Source organism: Prevotella multiformis DSM 16608 (assembly GCF_000191065.1).
Lineage (GTDB): Bacteria > Bacteroidota > Bacteroidia > Bacteroidales > Bacteroidaceae > Prevotella > Prevotella multiformis.
This window is the reverse complement of record NZ_GL872283.1, coordinates 970,512-986,998: the sequence shown is the minus strand read 5'-3', so window position 1 is coordinate 986,998 and position 16,487 is coordinate 970,512. Positions and strand designations below refer to the sequence as shown.

Genomic DNA, 16,487 nt, shown 5'->3' with positions numbered 1-16,487 from the left:
GAATGCAAATGCCGAGTCATTCAATGCTAAAGTTAAGGCATTCAGGGCACAGTTCAGAGGAGTGACAGATATTCCTTTCTTTTTATATAGACTTATGAAATTGTGTGCTTAAGAGTATAGACTTGCAACTGGGTTTTAGGACTGACCCGAAGAAAGGAGGAGAGAAAACGGCAGACCCGGTAAGTCCATCTTTCAGTACACCCGCTAAAGCTCCATGACGAAAAACAGACCGCTCGCTTTCATCCAAATATGATACGTTGACTTTCGGCAGTACGGCACTTCTCTCACTGCTGGCAGTCCGCATACCGCCTACCCATTGCAAGCGTGCGAACCCTCGGCACGACCGGTGCCCGCCGACAGCACGACCGGTGTCAGGCATCTACACATCGGGAGACGGGCAGGTTCATTCCTTTCGCTATCAGTAAAAGACTGTTGACCTTACTTATACGAAAGATGTCTACCGGACAGCAGTAAGAATATCAAAGGTGATTTTTACAAAGGTGGTATTTAGAGCCGCCCTTAACTTTTTTTTGTTACCAGACTCTCATTATATCATTTAAAATTGGTAACTTTGTGCGAATTTAATCAGTTAACGGTGACTAAAGATATAGTCAAAAAAAAAGTTCGGGATATTCTGGATGAATACCTCGAAGCGAACAATCATCGCAAAACAGCAGAACGGTATGCGATCCTGGATGCGGTGTATGATATGAGAGGACACTTCTCTCTCGATGAGCTTGGCTTAGAACTTGAGACAAGGAATTTCCGTGTCTCTCGTGCGACACTGTACAATACGATGCGGCTCTTCATCGAGCTGCGCCTTGTTATCAGGCACCGTTTCATCGGGCAGACAAAATACGAGGCGTGTTATGACAATGAAGACCATATTCATCAGATCTGCACCGTCTGCGGGACCGTTACGGAAATTGAATCGCCGGAGATTGCTGATGCGATCAGGAACACCAAGCTTCATCGATTCCGGAAGGACGGGTTCTCCTTATATATATACGGTATCTGCTCACGCTGTCAGACGGTCTTGTCGCGTCAGAAAAGCAAGTCTTCCAACCAGAAGCAAGGTAAAAATAGATAAAAGCAAATGAACACAGGTAAAGTAGATGTCCTGTTGGGACTCCAATGGGGTGATGAAGGTAAAGGAAAAGTCGTAGATGTGCTCACACCACGCTACGACATAGTGGCTCGTTTCCAGGGTGGTCCTAACGCCGGCCATACACTGGAGTTCGAAGGACAGAAGTACGTCCTGCGTTCCATACCGTCAGGAATCTTCCAAGGCGGCAAGGTGAACATCATCGGCAACGGCGTGGTACTGGCTCCTGATCTCTTCATGAACGAAGCCAAGGAGCTTGAAAAGAGCGGTCATCCCTTGAAAGAACGTCTGCATATCTCAAAGAAGGCACACCTCATCATGCCGACACACCGTATCCTCGACCGTGCATACGAAGCTGCAAAAGGGAAGAACAAGGTAGGTACAACCGGTAAAGGCATCGGCCCAGCCTATACGGACAAAGTCAGCCGTAACGGATTGCGTGTGGGGGATATTCTCTGTGACTTTGACCGGAAATACGCCCGGCACAAGGAACGGCACATGAAAATGCTGGCGGCACTCGGATGGACGGACTTTGAAGGCTTCGAGGAAACGGAGAGACATTGGATGGAAGGTGTCGAATACATGAAGGCGTTCCGTTTCGTGGATTCCGAACATGAGATAAACCAGCTGCTGGGAAACGGGAAGAACATCCTCTGCGAAGGAGCGCAGGGAACCATGCTGGACGTCGATTTCGGTTCTTATCCTTTTGTTACCTCCTCGAATACCATTTGCGCCGGTGCATGCACGGGACTTGGAATCGGGCCTAACAAGGTAGGTAATGTCTATGGCATCATGAAAGCCTACTGTACACGGGTGGGGGCGGGACCGTTCCCGACAGAACTGTTCGATGAAACCGGCAAGAAGATCCGTGACCTCGGACACGAGTACGGTGCCGTAACGGGCCGTGAGAGGCGATGCGGCTGGATAGACCTTGTCCAACTCCGCTATTCGGTAATGATCGATGGAGTCACTGAATTGATCATGATGAAGAGTGATGTGCTTGACAGCTTTGACACGATCAAGGCATGCGTGGCATATCAGTTGCCCGACGGCACACAGACAAAGGATTTTCCCTATGAGATAGACAATGTAAAGCCAGTCTATAAGGATTTTCATGGTTGGAAAAAGGACATGACGAAGTGTAAGTCCGCGGACGAGTTCCCACAGGAGTTCCGCGACTATGTTTCCTTCCTTGAAAACTTCCTGGAGACCAGAATCGGAATCATCTCTATTGGGCCTGACCGAGAACAGACGATCATCCTATAACCCCGCTTATCATAAATGAGAAATAGCGGCAACGGAAGGGACGGGCAAGGATGACTGGGAGCAGACAGTCACTGTCTTCCGGGTCTATTGGGTCTCATTATCCCCTTTACTTTCTGTCTCTATCTGTCATTCCAATCCTGTAACATAAACAAACATAAAATGGCAAACAAACCTTCCATCCCAAAGGGTACACGCGACTTCTGCCCGGAGGAGATGGCCAAAAGAAACTATATATTCGACACTATCAGACGTGTATATGCCCTCTATGGCTTTCAACAGATTGAAACTCCTGCCATGGAGACGTTGCATACGCTGATGGGCAAATATGGAGAAGAGGGGGACAAGCTCCTCTTCAAGATTCTCAATTCCGGTGATTACCTGAAATCCGTCAGCGACGATGAACTCAAAGAGCGGAATACGCTCAAGATGCAGACCAGACTCTGTGAGAAAGGCCTGCGATATGACCTTACCGTGCCGTTCGCACGTTACGTCGTGATGCACCGTGAGGAATTACAGCTCCCTTTCAAACGCTATCAGATCCAACCGGTGTGGCGTGCTGATCGTCCACAGAAAGGACGTTATCGTGAGTTCTACCAATGTGATGCCGATGTCGTCGGTTCCGACTCCTTGCTGAATGAAGTCGAATTGATGCAGATTATCGATACGGTATTCACAGAACTTGGCGTACGGGTACAGATCAAAATCAATAACCGGAAGATTCTCACGGGAATTGCCGAAGTGATGGGTGAGAAAGACAAGATCGTAGACATTACGGTTGCCATCGACAAACTGGACAAAATCGGTCTTGAAAATGTGAATGCCGAGTTGCGTGAGAACGGAATCTCGGAAGAAGCCATCAGAAAACTGCAGCCCATCATCAGACTGGAAGGGACGAACGAAGACAAGCTGGAAGTCATAGCGAAGGTACTCGCCGACAGCGAGACAGGATTGAAAGGCGTTGAAGAGACCCGTTTCATTCTTGATATGCTCAAGACCTCAGGACTAAAGAATGAAATCCAGCTCGACCTTACCCTCGCACGTGGCTTGAACTATTACACAGGAGCCATCTTTGAAGTAAAGGCACTTGACGTACAAATAGGTTCCATAACGGGTGGTGGACGATACGACAACCTTACGGGCATCTTCGGTATGCCAGGACTGTCAGGCGTCGGGATCAGCTTCGGAGCTGACCGCATCTACGATGTACTGAACACTCTCGACCTCTATCCGAAGGAGAGCGTACAAGGCACACAACTCCTTTTCATCAATTTCGGAGAGAAGGAGACCGCCTACTGCATGCCGGTTGTCGCCGCTGCCCGGCGTGCAGGGATCCGGACCGAGATGTACCCGGACAAGGCAAAGATGAAGAAACAGATGAGTTATGCGAATGCCAAGAACATCAACTTCGTCGCACTCACGGGAGAATCCGAGATGGAAGCCGGTAAGATTACACTGAAGAATATGGCTACCGGTAAGCAGCAATCAATGACCTCGGAAGAACTCATCAGGCATATCACCCAGAAATAAAAGTCAATGAAAATGGCGGGAGGGGAGAATCATTCACATCGGAATGACACTGCCCTCCCCCATTTTTTATATGCCGTCCAAACAGCATCGGGCATCTCCGTGCAATACCGTCCTGACTGTTCCCAAACAGCATCGGCATCTCCGTACAACACCGTTCTGACTGTTCTGGGCCGGATTAGACTGTCTGCACCAGTATCGATGATTAAGATGGATACCGTCTTCCAACAGCGATTCAGCCATTATACACTGACAGCAAAAAGCAATGCCGGCGATTAGAGCGCACGCGCTGTCATGCTGCGACGACTTAATGCTTCACACTAACCCTCCAGAAAAAACATCGACGATAAAGGGTGGACACCGTCTTTCAGCAGCAAACTTTAATCCTTACACACTAACAGCCAAAAAGAGAGCTGTCACCTATCAGCGTGACAGCTCTCTTTGTCTATGATAAATCTCCACCCCAAGAAGGAGGGGGACATCAATTTACTTCACCTTGTCAACAATAGCCTTGAAAGCTTCCTGATTGTTGACAGCGAGATCAGCAAGCACCTTACGGTTGATCTCGATGCCGGCCTTGTGTAACGCACCCATCAGCTGGCTGTAACTCATGTCATAGAGCCGTGCAGCAGCGTTGATGCGCTGAATCCACAATGCGCGGAAGTTACGCTTCTTATTGCGGCGGTCACGATAAGCATAAGTCAAACCCTTCTCATAGGTGTTCTTCGCTACCGTCCAGACATTCTTGCGGGCACCATAGTAACCCTTGGTCTGCTTCAGTATTCTTGTTCTCTTTGCTTTGGAAGCAACATGATTGACTGATCTTGGCATAGTTTTTCTTTCCTTTTAATGTGTTGTTTGACTAATGAATTAACGGAGGTTAAGCAGATCGCGTACCTGCTTCAGGTTGCTACCATCCACGAGTGTCTGGTGAACAAGATTTCTCTTCTGCTTCTTTGTCTTCTTGGTAAGAATATGACTGTGGAAAGCGTGACGACGCTTGATCTTACCAGTACCGGTGAACGTGAATCTCTTCTTTGCGCCGGAATTTGTCTTCTGTTTTGGCATTTTTGTTAAAATTTTAATTGTTATTTATTCATCATCTGTGGCAACGTATATACCAGGACGTTACGCACAGGTTGCCCGTTCCGTTTCCTCCTTGCCGGGAGATTGCCTGACGGGCGTTAGTCAATATTCAGTTTCTTCAGTGCATCTGCACCGTTCTTGGCATTGGCGAACAATCCGCCCTCTGCCTTTACTTCCGCATCCTCTGCCTTGGTCGCCTCCTTTGCGCCGGCCTCTGCCTCCTCACGGTCGCGTTTCTGCTGGCTCTTCTTGACAATGCCGACTTTCTTCGGAGCAAGATAGAGAAACATCTTCTTTCCTTCGAGCTTCGGCAGCTGTTCTACCTTGGCAAGCTCTTCGAGGTCATTGGCAAAACGCAGCAGCAGAACCTCGCCCTGTTCCTTGAAGAGGATGGACCGGCCACGGAAGAAGACGTATGCACGCACCTTGTTCCCAGCATTGAGGAACTCCTGTGCATGCTTGAGCTTGAAATTGTAATCATGCTCATCGGTCTGGGGACCGAAACGTATCTCTTTCACCTCCTGCTTCACCTGCTTCTGCTTCATCTCTTTCTGATGCTTCTTCTGCTGGTAGAGGAATTTAGAATAGTCGATGATACGACAGACCGGCGGCTGCGCATTAGGAGAAATCTCCACAAGGTCAACTCCCTGCTTATGAGCCAGGTCCAATGCCTTCCGTGTCGGCATCACCTCTGCTCCGTCATCGCTAACCACACGTACTTCCCGAACGCGAATCTGCTCGTTCACGCGGTACTTGAATTTCATTCTGTCATTCTTCATTCAACTATTTTAATGTCTGATTTTGCTAAACGAGTGCAAAGTTACTATTAAATATCTGATTACCCAAAGATTTCACCTACATTTTTGACCTCTCTCAATGAAATTCCCTAAGGATGCGGAAAGAGCGAAGAAGACTGAAAACCAATAGTCCCCGTCTTCTTCCCGGTTCAATTTCCTCCCTGACACACAGGGTTTCAGAGCTTGTCCAACGCCGTACGGCGGCGGCCCTCTTCAGCTTTGTATTGGGACGGGGTCATCCCCGTCACCGATTTGAACTGGCTGGACAGGTAGGCTACCGAGGAGTAGTTCATGCGCAAGGCTATCTGTGTGAGTGTCAGTTCTCCATAAGAGATAAGCTCCTTCACCCGTTCGATGCGCAACCCGATATAATAGCGTTCTATACTCTTTCCCTCCATCTCTGAGAAGAGCTTGGAGAGTGCGCTATAATCCTGGTGCAGTTCCTGTACAAGATAATCACTGAATGCTGCAGCCGGATGCACACCGGGATTGAGAACCCGTCTGATAAGCGCAGACTTGATCAGGTCTACGGTCTGCTGCCTGCGGTCATCAAGGAGCCTGAACCCAAGCCGTTCCAGTTTGTCCCCAAGGGCAGCCAGCTGGTCAGGGGAAGGTTCTTCCTCCACCACGGCCTCCCCCAAGTCAATCCTCAAAGGATGAAGTCCCAGCTGCTCCAATGTCTGGCCGACGGCCATCCTGCAACGGTCACAGACCATATTCTTTATGTACAGTTTACTCATTCCGCCTCCTTTCTCTCAGCGGCTTCACGTGTAAACTCACGGAAGGTATAAACAACTATAGGCAGCGTCAGCGCAAAAGAAAACACATCGCTGACGGCCTGGCACATCTCCACCCCTGTCAGTCCGAAATAAGACGGGAGGAGGAAGATCAGCGGAATAAAGAACAGTCCCTGCCGGGCAGCCGCCAGCGTGTTGGCCCGCCAGGGTTTACGGCAGGTCTGCGCAAGCATGTTGCTCGCAAGGATGAACGCATTGAGCGGGAAGGTGCAAAGCTGCCAGCGCAACGCCACCACACCGATGGCTATCACTTCGGCATCATCACGGAAGATGCCGATCAGTGAACCGCTGAGTGCCCAGCCCACCACGGCCACTACGACCAGGAACGTCGTCCCGAGGATAACCGTAAACTTGTAGGCTTCCTTCAGCCGGTCGTACAGTCCCGCCCCATAGCAGAAGCCGCAGACAGGCTGGAATCCCTGCCCCAGCCCGATGACGGCTGCGAAGGACAGCATGGCGATACGCCCAACAATACTCATTGCTGCAATGGCAGAGTCGCCATAGACACCGGCGGCTACGTTCAATGACAAGGTAGCCACGCAGGCCAGTCCCTGCCGCATGAGGGACGGACTTCCTCCATAGAAAATCTCTTTATAAGCCTGTAAAGAAGGCGAGAAGTTACGGAAATGAATGGCGATGTTCTCTTTCCGGCGGGTCATCAGGAAGAGGATGAAAAACGATACGGCCTGCCCGATGACCGTAGCCCAGGCTGCTCCGCCGACACCCATCCCACAAGTGAAAATAAGGAGCGGGTCGAGAAGGACATTCAGTACAGCCCCCGTCACAATCCCGTACATGGCAAGATTGGCATTCCCCTGCAGACGCATCTGATTGTTCAGCGTGAGGGAAGAGGTGAGGAGGGGCGCACCGAGAAGGATCACCCGCATATAGTCCTCGGTATAAGGAAGGATGGTAGCCGTACTTCCCAGTTCAACCGACAGCGGCGTGAGGAACATCTCGCCCAGGACAAGGATGACCAGTCCGAAGAAGAACGAACTGAAGAATCCCGTCGAAGCCATCTTGACTGCATTCTCATGCCTGCGTGCGCCCAGCTCGCGCGATATGTAGTTTCCGGACCCGTGGCCGAAAAAGAACCCCATCGCCTGCACAAAGAACATCAGAGAGAACACGATACCCACTGCTGCCGTCGCCTGCGTATCGATCCTGCCGACAAAGAACGTGTCCGCAATATTGTACAGTCCCGTCACAAGCATCGAGATGATGGTAGGTATCGCCATGGTGACGATCACGCGGTGTACCGGGCCTTGTGTCAGGAAAGTATAGTTGTCTGTATGTCCGTGCATATCCGTTTTATAACCTTATACCTATGCAAATATACGAAATAAATCAGAATAAAGGAACCTGGATGACAGGTTTTGAGAGAGGCCTGAACAGGCTACGACCTGACTTTGCCCGACAGGTACTCCCCGTTTCCTCAGCAAGTGGCTGTACCATAGACGGTTTCACAATCTCCCGCACAAGGATCCAGCTCATCCGCACCGATGAATGCGCTCTCCTTATTATTATACCGGTTACTGCCGTCCGGGGAATCTTCTCCGGACAAGTCATTCTTCCTCCGAGAGCACTATGCACAACAGGGACGGGAACAACCCCTTCCTCCTGCCGTTGCGTTGATGCCCGACACCATCCGTGTCGGTGCTCGTCACCGGCCGTGTTGAGGACATGCACGCCTGCAACCTGTTGCCGGAAAAAGAGCCGACCATCGTGGAAGAGGAGCTTTACGGTCAGAAGTCCGGTAAAATATCAATGCGAAGAAAAAGGACTAAGTGTAGTAGTCAATCAGACCGTCAATCGGTGCAGCGACAACTTTCCCGATCTGATAACCAAAGTAATGCGCCCGGTCTCTCAACTGATGCTCAAAGGCGGATGCAACGCCTCCTGCGGCGGAGACCATACGGACTGCCGAAGAAGCATATTTCAGGATGTTCTTCTGGAAGAAGTCGTCAAAGTTACGGCACACCAGAGCTTCTATCGCTGCATATCGCAGATTCTCTCTAAGGAACACGGAGATGCCTGCCAGAAACCGGTTGGCCAGAGGCTGCCGATAGACCTTGTCGATGATCTCCCGATAAGTGAGTCCACTCCATGCCAGATACTTCTCACGTATCTCCGCCGGGAGGTCTCCCTTGAAGATGCCGTTGAGAAACAGTTTCCCCAGAACCGCCCCGCTCCCTTCATCCCCCAGGATATACCCCAGAGGAGGGACATTTTCCACAATCCGCTTTCCATCATACAGACAGCTGTTCGCTCCCGTGCCCAGAATGCAGGCAATGCCGGCCTCGTGGCCACACACGGCATGGGCAGCCCCGAGGAGATCGCTCTCTACTTTTATCTCCGCTGAAGGGAAAGCTGCGGCAAGAGCCCCGCTGACAAGGGGCGACAAGGTCTCCGTACAGCCGGCACCATAAAAAGCTATCCGCGAGACCCGCTCTGTCACCCCGGCCTTTCCAGACGTACATCCCTCCTGCCCTGCAGCACAACACATCGCCGGCTTGAGTTCCTCCTCCAGGACCTTCCGGATAAATTCCTCGGATTGGTGAAACGGATTCAAGCCCTGTGTACGGACCTTCAGGACATGGGTATCCCTGTCGCCCTGCGCCCCCACCAGCGCCCAGTCGGTCTTGGAGCCGCCACTGTCTGCTATCAATATCATAGATTTCTTTTTTCCTGCAAACTTACACATTTTTATTCGTTTATCCGCTTTGAAACAGTGGGAAACCGCCTTCCGGCATGTCCTTTCACATCATTTTAAGCCTCCTGACAGGCCTAAACGACAAAGTTTGCGTATCTTTGCAGTTCATAATCAGAGACAACAACCATCTTCACCATAAAATGGATATGCGCAGAAAGCTATTTTCGATCACCCTTTTGCTGCTCCTCCTCACACTCCCGGCACATGCCGTGCTGCAGGAAGACTCATTGAAGAATTCCCTCTCGGTACTACGGCACGAGCTGATCACACAGCATCTCGAACAGACCAGGCAGCTGAACAAGTCCAAGTTCGTGAACGAGCAGGTGATGAACCAGCTGAAAGAAATCGGTGACAAGTCGGCGCAGGTATCCCTGATGCTCTACTCGCAGAAAGCCGACAACATCTTCGACCTTACCTACGCATGCCATCAGGCTACGGAACTGTGGAAGGACTTCCAGAGCAAGACACGTCCCTTCCACGACCTCATCACGGAGAGCAACGAGGAGATAGCACGTTACGACTCGCTCGTCAACGTGCTCAGCACCATGTACACCTTCGGGCTTACCCAGCGGATGAAGATCGACCGCAATGTCTGCCTCACCCTTGCTGTAAATATCCGGCGGATGCTGAAGGAGCGCAACGACTCCTATCAGGAATACATCCAGTACTACGAATACAACCGCCATCAGCTGCAGGCCCTCAATGCGTATGCCCAGAAGAGATATGATGAAATCCAGGAAAGCATCTTCACCAGCGGGGGCGACAACTACATAAAGTTCCTCAGAGCAGCTCCCTACCTGATCGGCCACATGAACACTTCGCTCGCCGAGAAATACACGCCACAGAGCATTGTGAGGTCGCAGTGGGACGTGAAATGGATCATCACCCTTTTCAGCATGATTCTGGTTTATGGACTGGTAGCCATTTTCATCAATTACCTGAGCATCCGCTTCCTTGTCACGAAGGTCATGAAGACCGGCCGTTTCGAGCAGAAGAGCCACGCTTTCCTTGCCAAGCGTACCTGCATCATCATGCTGGCTTCGGTCATCACGTTCAGCATCATCCTGGTCATCATCCGGCTGCTGTCACCGTCCAACTTCGTACACATGGCCTGCAGCCTGCTTTTGGAATATACGTGGATGCTGGCGGTCATCTTCGCCTCCCTGCTCCTGCGCGTGGACGGCTCGCAGACCCACAACACCTACCGCATCTACTATCCGCTGATCCTCGTTGCCTTTACGGTCATCACCTTCCGTATCATCATGCTGCCGAGCTCCATTGTGACCCTGGTTTTCCCTCCCCTCCTGTTCGTCAACGCTCTGTGGCAGACAAGGATGATCTGCAAATACCATGGTCTGGTGCCGCGTTACGATCTCAGTCTGGCCTACTTCTCGCTGCTGGTGTTCATCTTCTCTCTTGTGAGTTCGTGGGTCGGCTACACGATGCTGGCCGTGCAGGGAATCATCTGGTGGTCCATGCAGCTGGCCTGCATCCTGACAATCGCCTTTTTCCACGATTACCTCAACCAATATAAAAAGAGACACCCGGAAAAGGGAATGACGGTCTATCAGGTATGGCTCATCCGCTTCGTCGATACGGTTCTCCTGCCTTCCGCCCTGGTCGTGTCATTCATCCTTGCCGTCTACTGGGCGACAGACGTCTTCAACCTCAGCGACCTGACCTGGAGTCTGTTCCGTACAGACTTCATCAACTCCGAAAAATTCAAGATCAGCATCTATTCCATCGCTCTGGTGATCATCCTGTGGTTCGTCTTCAACTACCTGAACCAGACTATCCGGGATGCCATCGGACTGTATCTCAAGCGCAGCGACCCTTCCACGGCAGCCGCCCGTGCGACAATGTACATCAATGTCCTGCAGGTGGTCGTATGGGGCTCATGGCTGCTTACGACACTCAGTATTTTCAAGATCAGCAATACCTGGCTGGTGGTCGTGACGGGAGGTCTTTCGACGGGTATCGGTTTCGCCATGAAGGACATTCTCGAGAACATCTATTACGGCATCTCGCTCATGACAGGACGTATCAAGATCGGCGACTACATCATCTGCGAGGGGGTCCGCGGCCGTGTCAGTTCCATCAGCTACACCTCCACGCTGATTGAAGCGCTCGACGGTTCGATCATCGCCTTCCAGAACTCCCAGCTTTTCACCAAGAACTACAAGAACATGACGAAGAATCATGGCTATGAGCTGGATATCCTCGAGGTGGGCATAGCATACGGAAGCAATGTCAAGGAGGTCAAGGCGATGCTGTCCGAGGCCATAACGGCGCTTGGTATCACCTACAAGAAAAAACCGGTCAATGTCCTGCTCAAGAGCTTTGACGACAGCTGTATCACATTGAAGGTTCTTGTCTGGGTGAATGTACTTACACAGGGGACCGACGACAGTGTCATCATGGAATGTATCTATGACACACTGAACAAGAACGGCATTGAAATCCCATTCCCGCAGCGTGAGATCACACTCAGGCACCAGCAGGGGACTGATCAAAAGACACGTCAGGGAGGAATGTCCGGATTGGAAAATAACTTTACATTCTGAACGGGAAACATCCTGTCATATTCCGTTACAGGAGCTTTCCCAGAACAGAAAACATGCACCGGAATCGTGACAGGCCGTTTCCCGGGTTCTTACTAACGCCTGATTGCGTTCCAAGCGGTGCTTCCTTGCGAGCCTGTTGAGGCCTGTTTGCAATGCAACCAAGCACCTTTTCGCACAGACACGTTACCTGCCTGTCTGTGAGCGGTTTGCAAATGCGACAGAATCCTGTCAGATTTGCCCGATGCTTTTTCTCCTCGGCGGACGCCCAGGACGGCATCATTCGGCAGAGAGGAAGGAACGTGTTTCCGTTAGTTTTACAATTTTTCCGGGGAATATACATCATTGGTCTTCTCCCGGTTGCCCGTCCGGACAAAATATACCAGACGACAGCAGGAAAGGCGAAACCTCCCGGAGGAATGAAAAAGAAAAAGAGGGATGCGCTGTCTAAGTGACGCATCCCTCTTTCTTTATAATTAAATACTCGTTCAGAACAGTTCTTTAGAAGTTGTAGTAGACACCGAATGTAACGTTGTTGCCGTCAAGGTCTACACCCCAGACGTTACTTGACTTGGCTCCATCCATATCGGCCTTGGCAGACTTCCAGCCGGCAAAGCCTACGTGTGCTATGAAGCTGACCTTCGGACTGAGGTTTACAGAGATACCCGGTTTTACACCTACTGACCATGCGTTTACGGAAGCAGCTGCGCCATGGGCATGGTTGAAGTGAGCATAACCGAAGCCGCCGTCAACGAACGCATTGATGTACTTGCTGCGTACAAAAGTGTAACGAACGTATGGTTCTACCGTGAAATAGTTCTGAAGCATACCGTCCTCAAGCTTCTCAATGTTAACAGGAGTTCCCTTACCGAAACCAACAGTCGTGCCGATCGCCCAGTTCTGGTCGAGGTTGTAGCCGATCTCCGGGAGAACCTTGTAAGTTGTAACAGCATCAGCGTCACCGTTTTTAGAAGAAGCGATACCGACGTTGCCACCTACGTAAACCTGTGCGTTTGCTGCAACTGCAACGAAAGCAACTGCAAGTGTCATTAAAATCTTTTTCATAATAGAAAACTTTTAATTTGTTAATACTGAATTTAATCTTTCTTATTGGAACTCCCGACTGCCAAATCAGTCAAGGAAGTTTCTCTATCCGGCTGCAAAGTAAAGGCTTTTGTGGGAAACAGCCAAATTTTATCCTGAAGTTTTACATCCGATATGCAAATGAACGTTAATCGCTTGCCGGTTCACCTTATTATATATAACTTTGCATTGCTCCTGAAGGCAGCATCGCAATGCGCGCCGCAGAAACAGGAGCTGTAGATTTCAAGTATATGATGGATCAACCAACTTTCATTGCAGGTCCCTGTGTCATCGAAACTCCGGAACTGCTTGACACTGTTGCAGCTGAACTTGCACGGCTGAACAGGAAATATTCGGTAGACATTATTTTCAAGGCGAGCTTCGACAAGGCGAACCGGACAAGCCTGCACGCTTTCCGCGGTCCCGGTCTCGAAAAAGGACTCGCCATGCTGCAGGCCGTCAAAGAGAAGTACGGACTCCGCCTGCTGACGGACATACACGAGAGCTGGCAGGCGGAAGCAGCAGGAAATGTGGCGGATGTCATTCAGATCCCCGCTTTCCTCTGCCGGCAGACCGACCTGCTTGTGGCTGCGGCAAAGACAGGGAAGACCGTCAACATCAAAAAAGCACAGTTCCTCAGCGGCCGTGACATGCGCTATCCTGTGCAGAAGTGTATGGAAAGCGGCGCAAAGGAAGTGTGGCTTACGGAACGCGGAAACTGTTTCGGTTACAACAACCTGGTCGTCGACTTCCGCAATATTCCCGACATGAAGGAAATCGTCCCTCGTGTCATCATGGACTGTACACACAGCGTGCAACGTCCGAGTGCGGGAGACGGCAAGACCGTCGGCGACCGCAAGTTCGTTCCCGCAATGGCACTGGCGGCCAAGGCCTTCGGCGCGACCGGCTACTTCTTTGAAGTACACCCCGATCCGGACAGAGGACTGTCCGATGCCGCCAACATGCTGGAACTTGAAAAACTGGATGAATTAATAGGAAAGCTGATATAATGGAAGCAGAACAAAGTCTGACGCAGGTCAGGGCATACGCCATTCAATGTATCAAAGAAGAAACGGAAGCGACGCTCAATCTGATCAACCAGCTGGATGAAAATTTCGACAAGGCGGTAAGCCTGATGTATCATTGTGCAGGCAAAGTGATTGTCACAGGTGTCGGGAAGAGCGGCAACATCGGCGCCAAGATAGCAGCGACCCTTTCGTCGACCGGCACACCGGCCTTCTTTGTCAATCCGCTGGATGTCTACCATGGCGACTTAGGGGTAATGACGAAAGACGACGTAGTACTTGCCCTGTCCAATTCGGGTCAGACGGATGAACTGCTTCGCTTCATCCCGATGGTCCTTCACATGAACATCCCCATCATCGGCATGAGCGCCCATCCGGAATCGCTGCTGGCAAAATACTCCACCGCCCATCTGAAGGTATGGGTGGAGAAGGAAGCCTGCCCGCTGAATCTGGCGCCGACAAGTTCGACGACGGCCGCACTCGTCATGGGGGATGCGCTGGCCGTCGCATTGATGCGTGTCAGGAATTTCAAACCGCAGGACTTCGCACAGTTCCATCCGGGCGGTGAACTGGGGAAACGCCTGCTGACGACGGCACAGGATGTCATGCGGTCGGATGATCTGCCGGTCATTCCGAAGGAAATGCACCTGGGTGAAGCGATCATACACGTGAGCAAAGGGAAATTAGGTCTGGGAGTATCACTTGCGGACGGCAAGGTCATCGGACTGATCACCGACGGCGACATCCGCCGCGCAATGGAACGGTGGCAGGCGGAGTTCTTCGATCACACCGTGAGCGACATCATGACCAGAGAACCGAAGACCGTCCTGCCGACAACCAAAATCACCGAGATCCAACGGATTATGCATCAGAACAAAATACACACCGTACTGGTATGCGACGCCGGGAGACATCTGCTGGGTGTCGTCGACCATTACAGCTGTATGTTGTAAGGGACAGGCTTCTGCCGTCTTGTCTGTGATACTTATACCCGGCGGACAACAGCCTCCCGTTTCGGGAAAAACGTTGTCTGCCATTGATGGAAAATGAGAGAGATTAATTTGAACCATAAGAAGAGAAACGCCATCACCGCCGTGATGGCGTTATGTTGCCTATCCCACCCGTCCCCCCTTTCAGCACAGAAGAATCAGCAAAACGCCATTGCAGGAGGTCTTTCCTCTACGGAGACCAGGGCTGACTCCCTGCTTGTCAGCCAGCTCCGCAGGAAAGGGGTACGCTTCTCTCACAACAATTCAGTCACCTTGCTCACGACTGGACAGGAGAAGTTCGACGACCTGTTTAAAGCAATAGATCAGGCACGGTCGAGTATTCACCTGGAATACTTCAACTTCCGCAATGACTCCATCAACGAGGAACTGATACGCCGTCTGGCCGCAAAGGCAAAGGAAGGCATTGAAGTGAGAGCGGTCTTCGACGGCTTCGGAAATGCCAGCAATAACCGGCCGATGCGGAAACGCCGTTTGAAAGCCATCCGTAAACAGGGAATTGAAATCCATGAGTTCAAGCCCATGGCATTTCCCTGGCTGCACGACATCTTCAACCGTGACCACCGGAAGATCATCGTCATCGATGGAAAGGTCGCCTATACCGGCGGCATGAACGTAGCCGACTATTATATAAAAGGGACAAAGGCCGTAGGCTCCTGGCACGACATGCACTGCAGAATCGAGGGGGACGAGGTGAACACACTCCAGAAGATATTCCTGCGGATGTGGCGGATCGTTTCAGGCCAGGATGTACACGGAGCCAAATACTACCGGGGGGTATCGGATGCGGATTATATGGCGGGGCTGAAGCCTGACACCTGCCGGAGTGCCGGGAAGAAGATGGTGGGCATCATCAACCGCGAACCACACGTCACGAAAGACATCATCCGCTGTTTCTATCTCAACGCCATAAAGGATGCAAAAGACAGCATCAAGCTCATCAATCCCTACTTCTCCCTGAGCCACTCCCTGAAGAAAGCCCTGCGCGATGCCGTAAGCCGCGGAGTGAAAGTGGAGATTCTGTTAAGCATGAAGAGCGACATCCCTCTGACTCCTGATTGTGGTTTCTACAATGCTCACCAGCTGATGAAAGCCGGCTGTACAATCTGGATTTACAAGCCGGGGTTCCATCATACGAAAATCATCACGATCGACGGTCAGCTCTGTACGGTCGGGTCGGCCAACCTCAATGCAAGGAGCCTGCGGTGGGACCGGGAGGAAAACGCCGTCATCGTGGATGCGTGTACCACCCATGAACTCAACCAGCTGTTCGAAGACCAGAAAAAAGACAGTTTCAAACTTACTGAGGCCAAATGGAAGCAATGGCGTACCCCCTGGCAGCGGTTCCGGGGATGGTTCGCTCACCTGCTGTCACCGTTCCTCTAAGTCGGGAATAAAGGGAAATACACCCGGGAAAGCAAGATGACGGCATAAGGGAAGGGCCTTTCAAAACTCAGGAACGAGTTTTGAAAGGCCCTTCTCTCTGATGCCCGGTGAGACCGGACTTACAACTCAAAAGCCGT

The 16,487-nt window shown here is 51.2% G+C and carries 14 protein-coding genes and 1 pseudogene; 8 read left to right on the top strand and 7 right to left on the bottom strand.

Annotated features, from left to right (window positions below):
• The 4 genes and pseudogenes from HMPREF9141_RS13705 to hisS all read left to right on the top strand — a co-directional run.
• A pseudogene (locus tag HMPREF9141_RS13705) lies at positions 1 to 112 on the top strand (ISAon1 family transposase); the annotation flags it as partial.
• Between the two features lie 483 nt (positions 113 to 595).
• Positions 596 to 1,090 (top strand): Fur family transcriptional regulator, encoded by a 495-nt coding sequence (locus tag HMPREF9141_RS09280; RefSeq protein ID WP_007368461.1) that lies wholly within the window; start codon positions 596 to 598, stop codon positions 1,088 to 1,090.
• 6 nt (positions 1,091 to 1,096) lie between these two features.
• Complete coding sequence (locus HMPREF9141_RS09275; RefSeq protein WP_007368460.1) at positions 1,097 to 2,371, top strand: adenylosuccinate synthase; 1,275 nt, start codon at positions 1,097 to 1,099, stop codon at positions 2,369 to 2,371.
• A 159-nt stretch (positions 2,372 to 2,530) separates the two neighbouring features.
• The gene (gene hisS, locus HMPREF9141_RS09270; RefSeq protein ID WP_007368459.1) at positions 2,531 to 3,898 is read left to right on the top strand and encodes a histidine--tRNA ligase; all 1,368 of its coding nucleotides are present in this window, start codon (positions 2,531 to 2,533) and stop codon (positions 3,896 to 3,898) included.
• 483 nt (positions 3,899 to 4,381) lie between these two features.
• Here hisS and rplT read toward each other — a convergent pair whose 3' ends face one another.
• The 6 genes from rplT to HMPREF9141_RS09240 all read right to left on the bottom strand — a co-directional run bounded on the left by rplT (position 4,382) and on the right by HMPREF9141_RS09240 (position 9,249).
• A complete protein-coding gene (gene rplT, locus HMPREF9141_RS09265) occupies positions 4,382 to 4,726 on the bottom strand; it encodes a 50S ribosomal protein L20 (RefSeq protein WP_004383393.1) in 345 nt (114 codons plus the stop codon).
• 39 nt (positions 4,727 to 4,765) lie between these two features.
• Positions 4,766 to 4,963 carry a 50S ribosomal protein L35 gene (rpmI, locus tag HMPREF9141_RS09260; RefSeq protein ID WP_007368458.1) on the bottom strand — a complete coding sequence of 66 codons (198 nt, stop codon included), beginning with the start codon at positions 4,961 to 4,963 and terminating at the stop codon, positions 4,766 to 4,768.
• A gap of 116 nt (positions 4,964 to 5,079) precedes the next feature.
• On the bottom strand, positions 5,080 to 5,760 hold the full coding sequence (gene infC / locus HMPREF9141_RS09255) for a translation initiation factor IF-3 (RefSeq protein ID WP_007368457.1): 681 nt from the start codon (positions 5,758 to 5,760) through the stop codon (positions 5,080 to 5,082).
• Positions 5,761 to 5,954: 194 nt separating this feature from the next.
• Positions 5,955 to 6,518, bottom strand: a complete 564-nt coding sequence (locus HMPREF9141_RS09250) for a helix-turn-helix domain-containing protein (RefSeq protein ID WP_007368456.1) — start codon at positions 6,516 to 6,518, stop codon at positions 5,955 to 5,957.
• Positions 6,515 to 7,879, bottom strand: a complete 1,365-nt coding sequence (locus tag HMPREF9141_RS09245; RefSeq protein ID WP_007368455.1) for an MATE family efflux transporter — start codon at positions 7,877 to 7,879, stop codon at positions 6,515 to 6,517. Before HMPREF9141_RS09245 ends, HMPREF9141_RS09250 begins: the two co-directional genes overlap by 4 nt.
• A gap of 479 nt (positions 7,880 to 8,358) precedes the next feature.
• Positions 8,359 to 9,249, bottom strand: a complete 891-nt coding sequence (locus tag HMPREF9141_RS09240) for an ATPase (protein WP_040554763.1) — start codon at positions 9,247 to 9,249, stop codon at positions 8,359 to 8,361.
• A gap of 185 nt (positions 9,250 to 9,434) precedes the next feature.
• On the opposite strand from HMPREF9141_RS09240, the gene HMPREF9141_RS09235 reads away from it, so the two are divergent.
• Complete coding sequence (locus tag HMPREF9141_RS09235; protein ID WP_050788057.1) at positions 9,435 to 11,852, top strand: mechanosensitive ion channel family protein; 2,418 nt, start codon at positions 9,435 to 9,437, stop codon at positions 11,850 to 11,852.
• A gap of 498 nt (positions 11,853 to 12,350) precedes the next feature.
• Here the strand turns inward: HMPREF9141_RS09235 and HMPREF9141_RS09225 are convergent, their stop codons facing one another.
• Positions 12,351 to 12,914, bottom strand: coding sequence for an outer membrane beta-barrel protein (locus HMPREF9141_RS09225; protein WP_007368450.1), 564 nt, complete (start codon positions 12,912 to 12,914; stop codon positions 12,351 to 12,353).
• A 269-nt stretch (positions 12,915 to 13,183) separates the two neighbouring features.
• On the opposite strand from HMPREF9141_RS09225, the gene kdsA reads away from it, so the two are divergent.
• The 3 genes from kdsA (at position 13,184) to HMPREF9141_RS09210 (ending at position 16,350) form a co-directional block, all read left to right on the top strand.
• Positions 13,184 to 13,942, top strand: a complete 759-nt coding sequence (kdsA, locus tag HMPREF9141_RS09220) for a 3-deoxy-8-phosphooctulonate synthase (protein ID WP_040555037.1) — start codon at positions 13,184 to 13,186, stop codon at positions 13,940 to 13,942.
• Positions 13,942 to 14,910, top strand: a complete 969-nt coding sequence (locus HMPREF9141_RS09215; protein ID WP_007368448.1) for a KpsF/GutQ family sugar-phosphate isomerase — start codon at positions 13,942 to 13,944, stop codon at positions 14,908 to 14,910. Before kdsA ends, HMPREF9141_RS09215 begins: the two co-directional genes overlap by 1 nt.
• A 93-nt stretch (positions 14,911 to 15,003) precedes the next feature.
• Entirely contained in the window at positions 15,004 to 16,350 is a 1,347-nt protein-coding gene (locus tag HMPREF9141_RS09210; RefSeq protein ID WP_007368447.1) for a phospholipase D-like domain-containing protein, read from the top strand.
• Positions 16,351 to 16,487 lie beyond the last annotated feature (137 nt).

Coding starts and splice junctions, on each gene's coding strand:
- HMPREF9141_RS09275 (WP_007368460.1), top strand. CDS start 1,097: ATGAACACAGGTAAAGTAGATGTCCTGTTGGGACTCCAATGGGGTGAT.
- hisS (WP_007368459.1), top strand. CDS start 2,531: ATGGCAAACAAACCTTCCATCCCAAAGGGTACACGCGACTTCTGCCCG.
- rplT (WP_004383393.1), bottom strand. CDS start 4,726: ATGCCAAGATCAGTCAATCATGTTGCTTCCAAAGCAAAGAGAACAAGA.
- rpmI (WP_007368458.1), bottom strand. CDS start 4,963: ATGCCAAAACAGAAGACAAATTCCGGCGCAAAGAAGAGATTCACGTTC.
- infC (WP_007368457.1), bottom strand. CDS start 5,760: ATGAAGAATGACAGAATGAAATTCAAGTACCGCGTGAACGAGCAGATT.
- HMPREF9141_RS09250 (WP_007368456.1), bottom strand. CDS start 6,518: ATGAGTAAACTGTACATAAAGAATATGGTCTGTGACCGTTGCAGGATG.
- HMPREF9141_RS09245 (WP_007368455.1), bottom strand. CDS start 7,879: ATGCACGGACATACAGACAACTATACTTTCCTGACACAAGGCCCGGTA.
- HMPREF9141_RS09240 (WP_040554763.1), bottom strand. CDS start 9,249: ATGATATTGATAGCAGACAGTGGCGGCTCCAAGACCGACTGGGCGCTG.
- HMPREF9141_RS09235 (WP_050788057.1), top strand. CDS start 9,435: ATGCGCAGAAAGCTATTTTCGATCACCCTTTTGCTGCTCCTCCTCACA.
- HMPREF9141_RS09225 (WP_007368450.1), bottom strand. CDS start 12,914: ATGAAAAAGATTTTAATGACACTTGCAGTTGCTTTCGTTGCAGTTGCA.
- kdsA (WP_040555037.1), top strand. CDS start 13,184: ATGATGGATCAACCAACTTTCATTGCAGGTCCCTGTGTCATCGAAACT.
- HMPREF9141_RS09215 (WP_007368448.1), top strand. CDS start 13,942: ATGGAAGCAGAACAAAGTCTGACGCAGGTCAGGGCATACGCCATTCAA.
- HMPREF9141_RS09210 (WP_007368447.1), top strand. CDS start 15,004: ATGAGAGAGATTAATTTGAACCATAAGAAGAGAAACGCCATCACCGCC.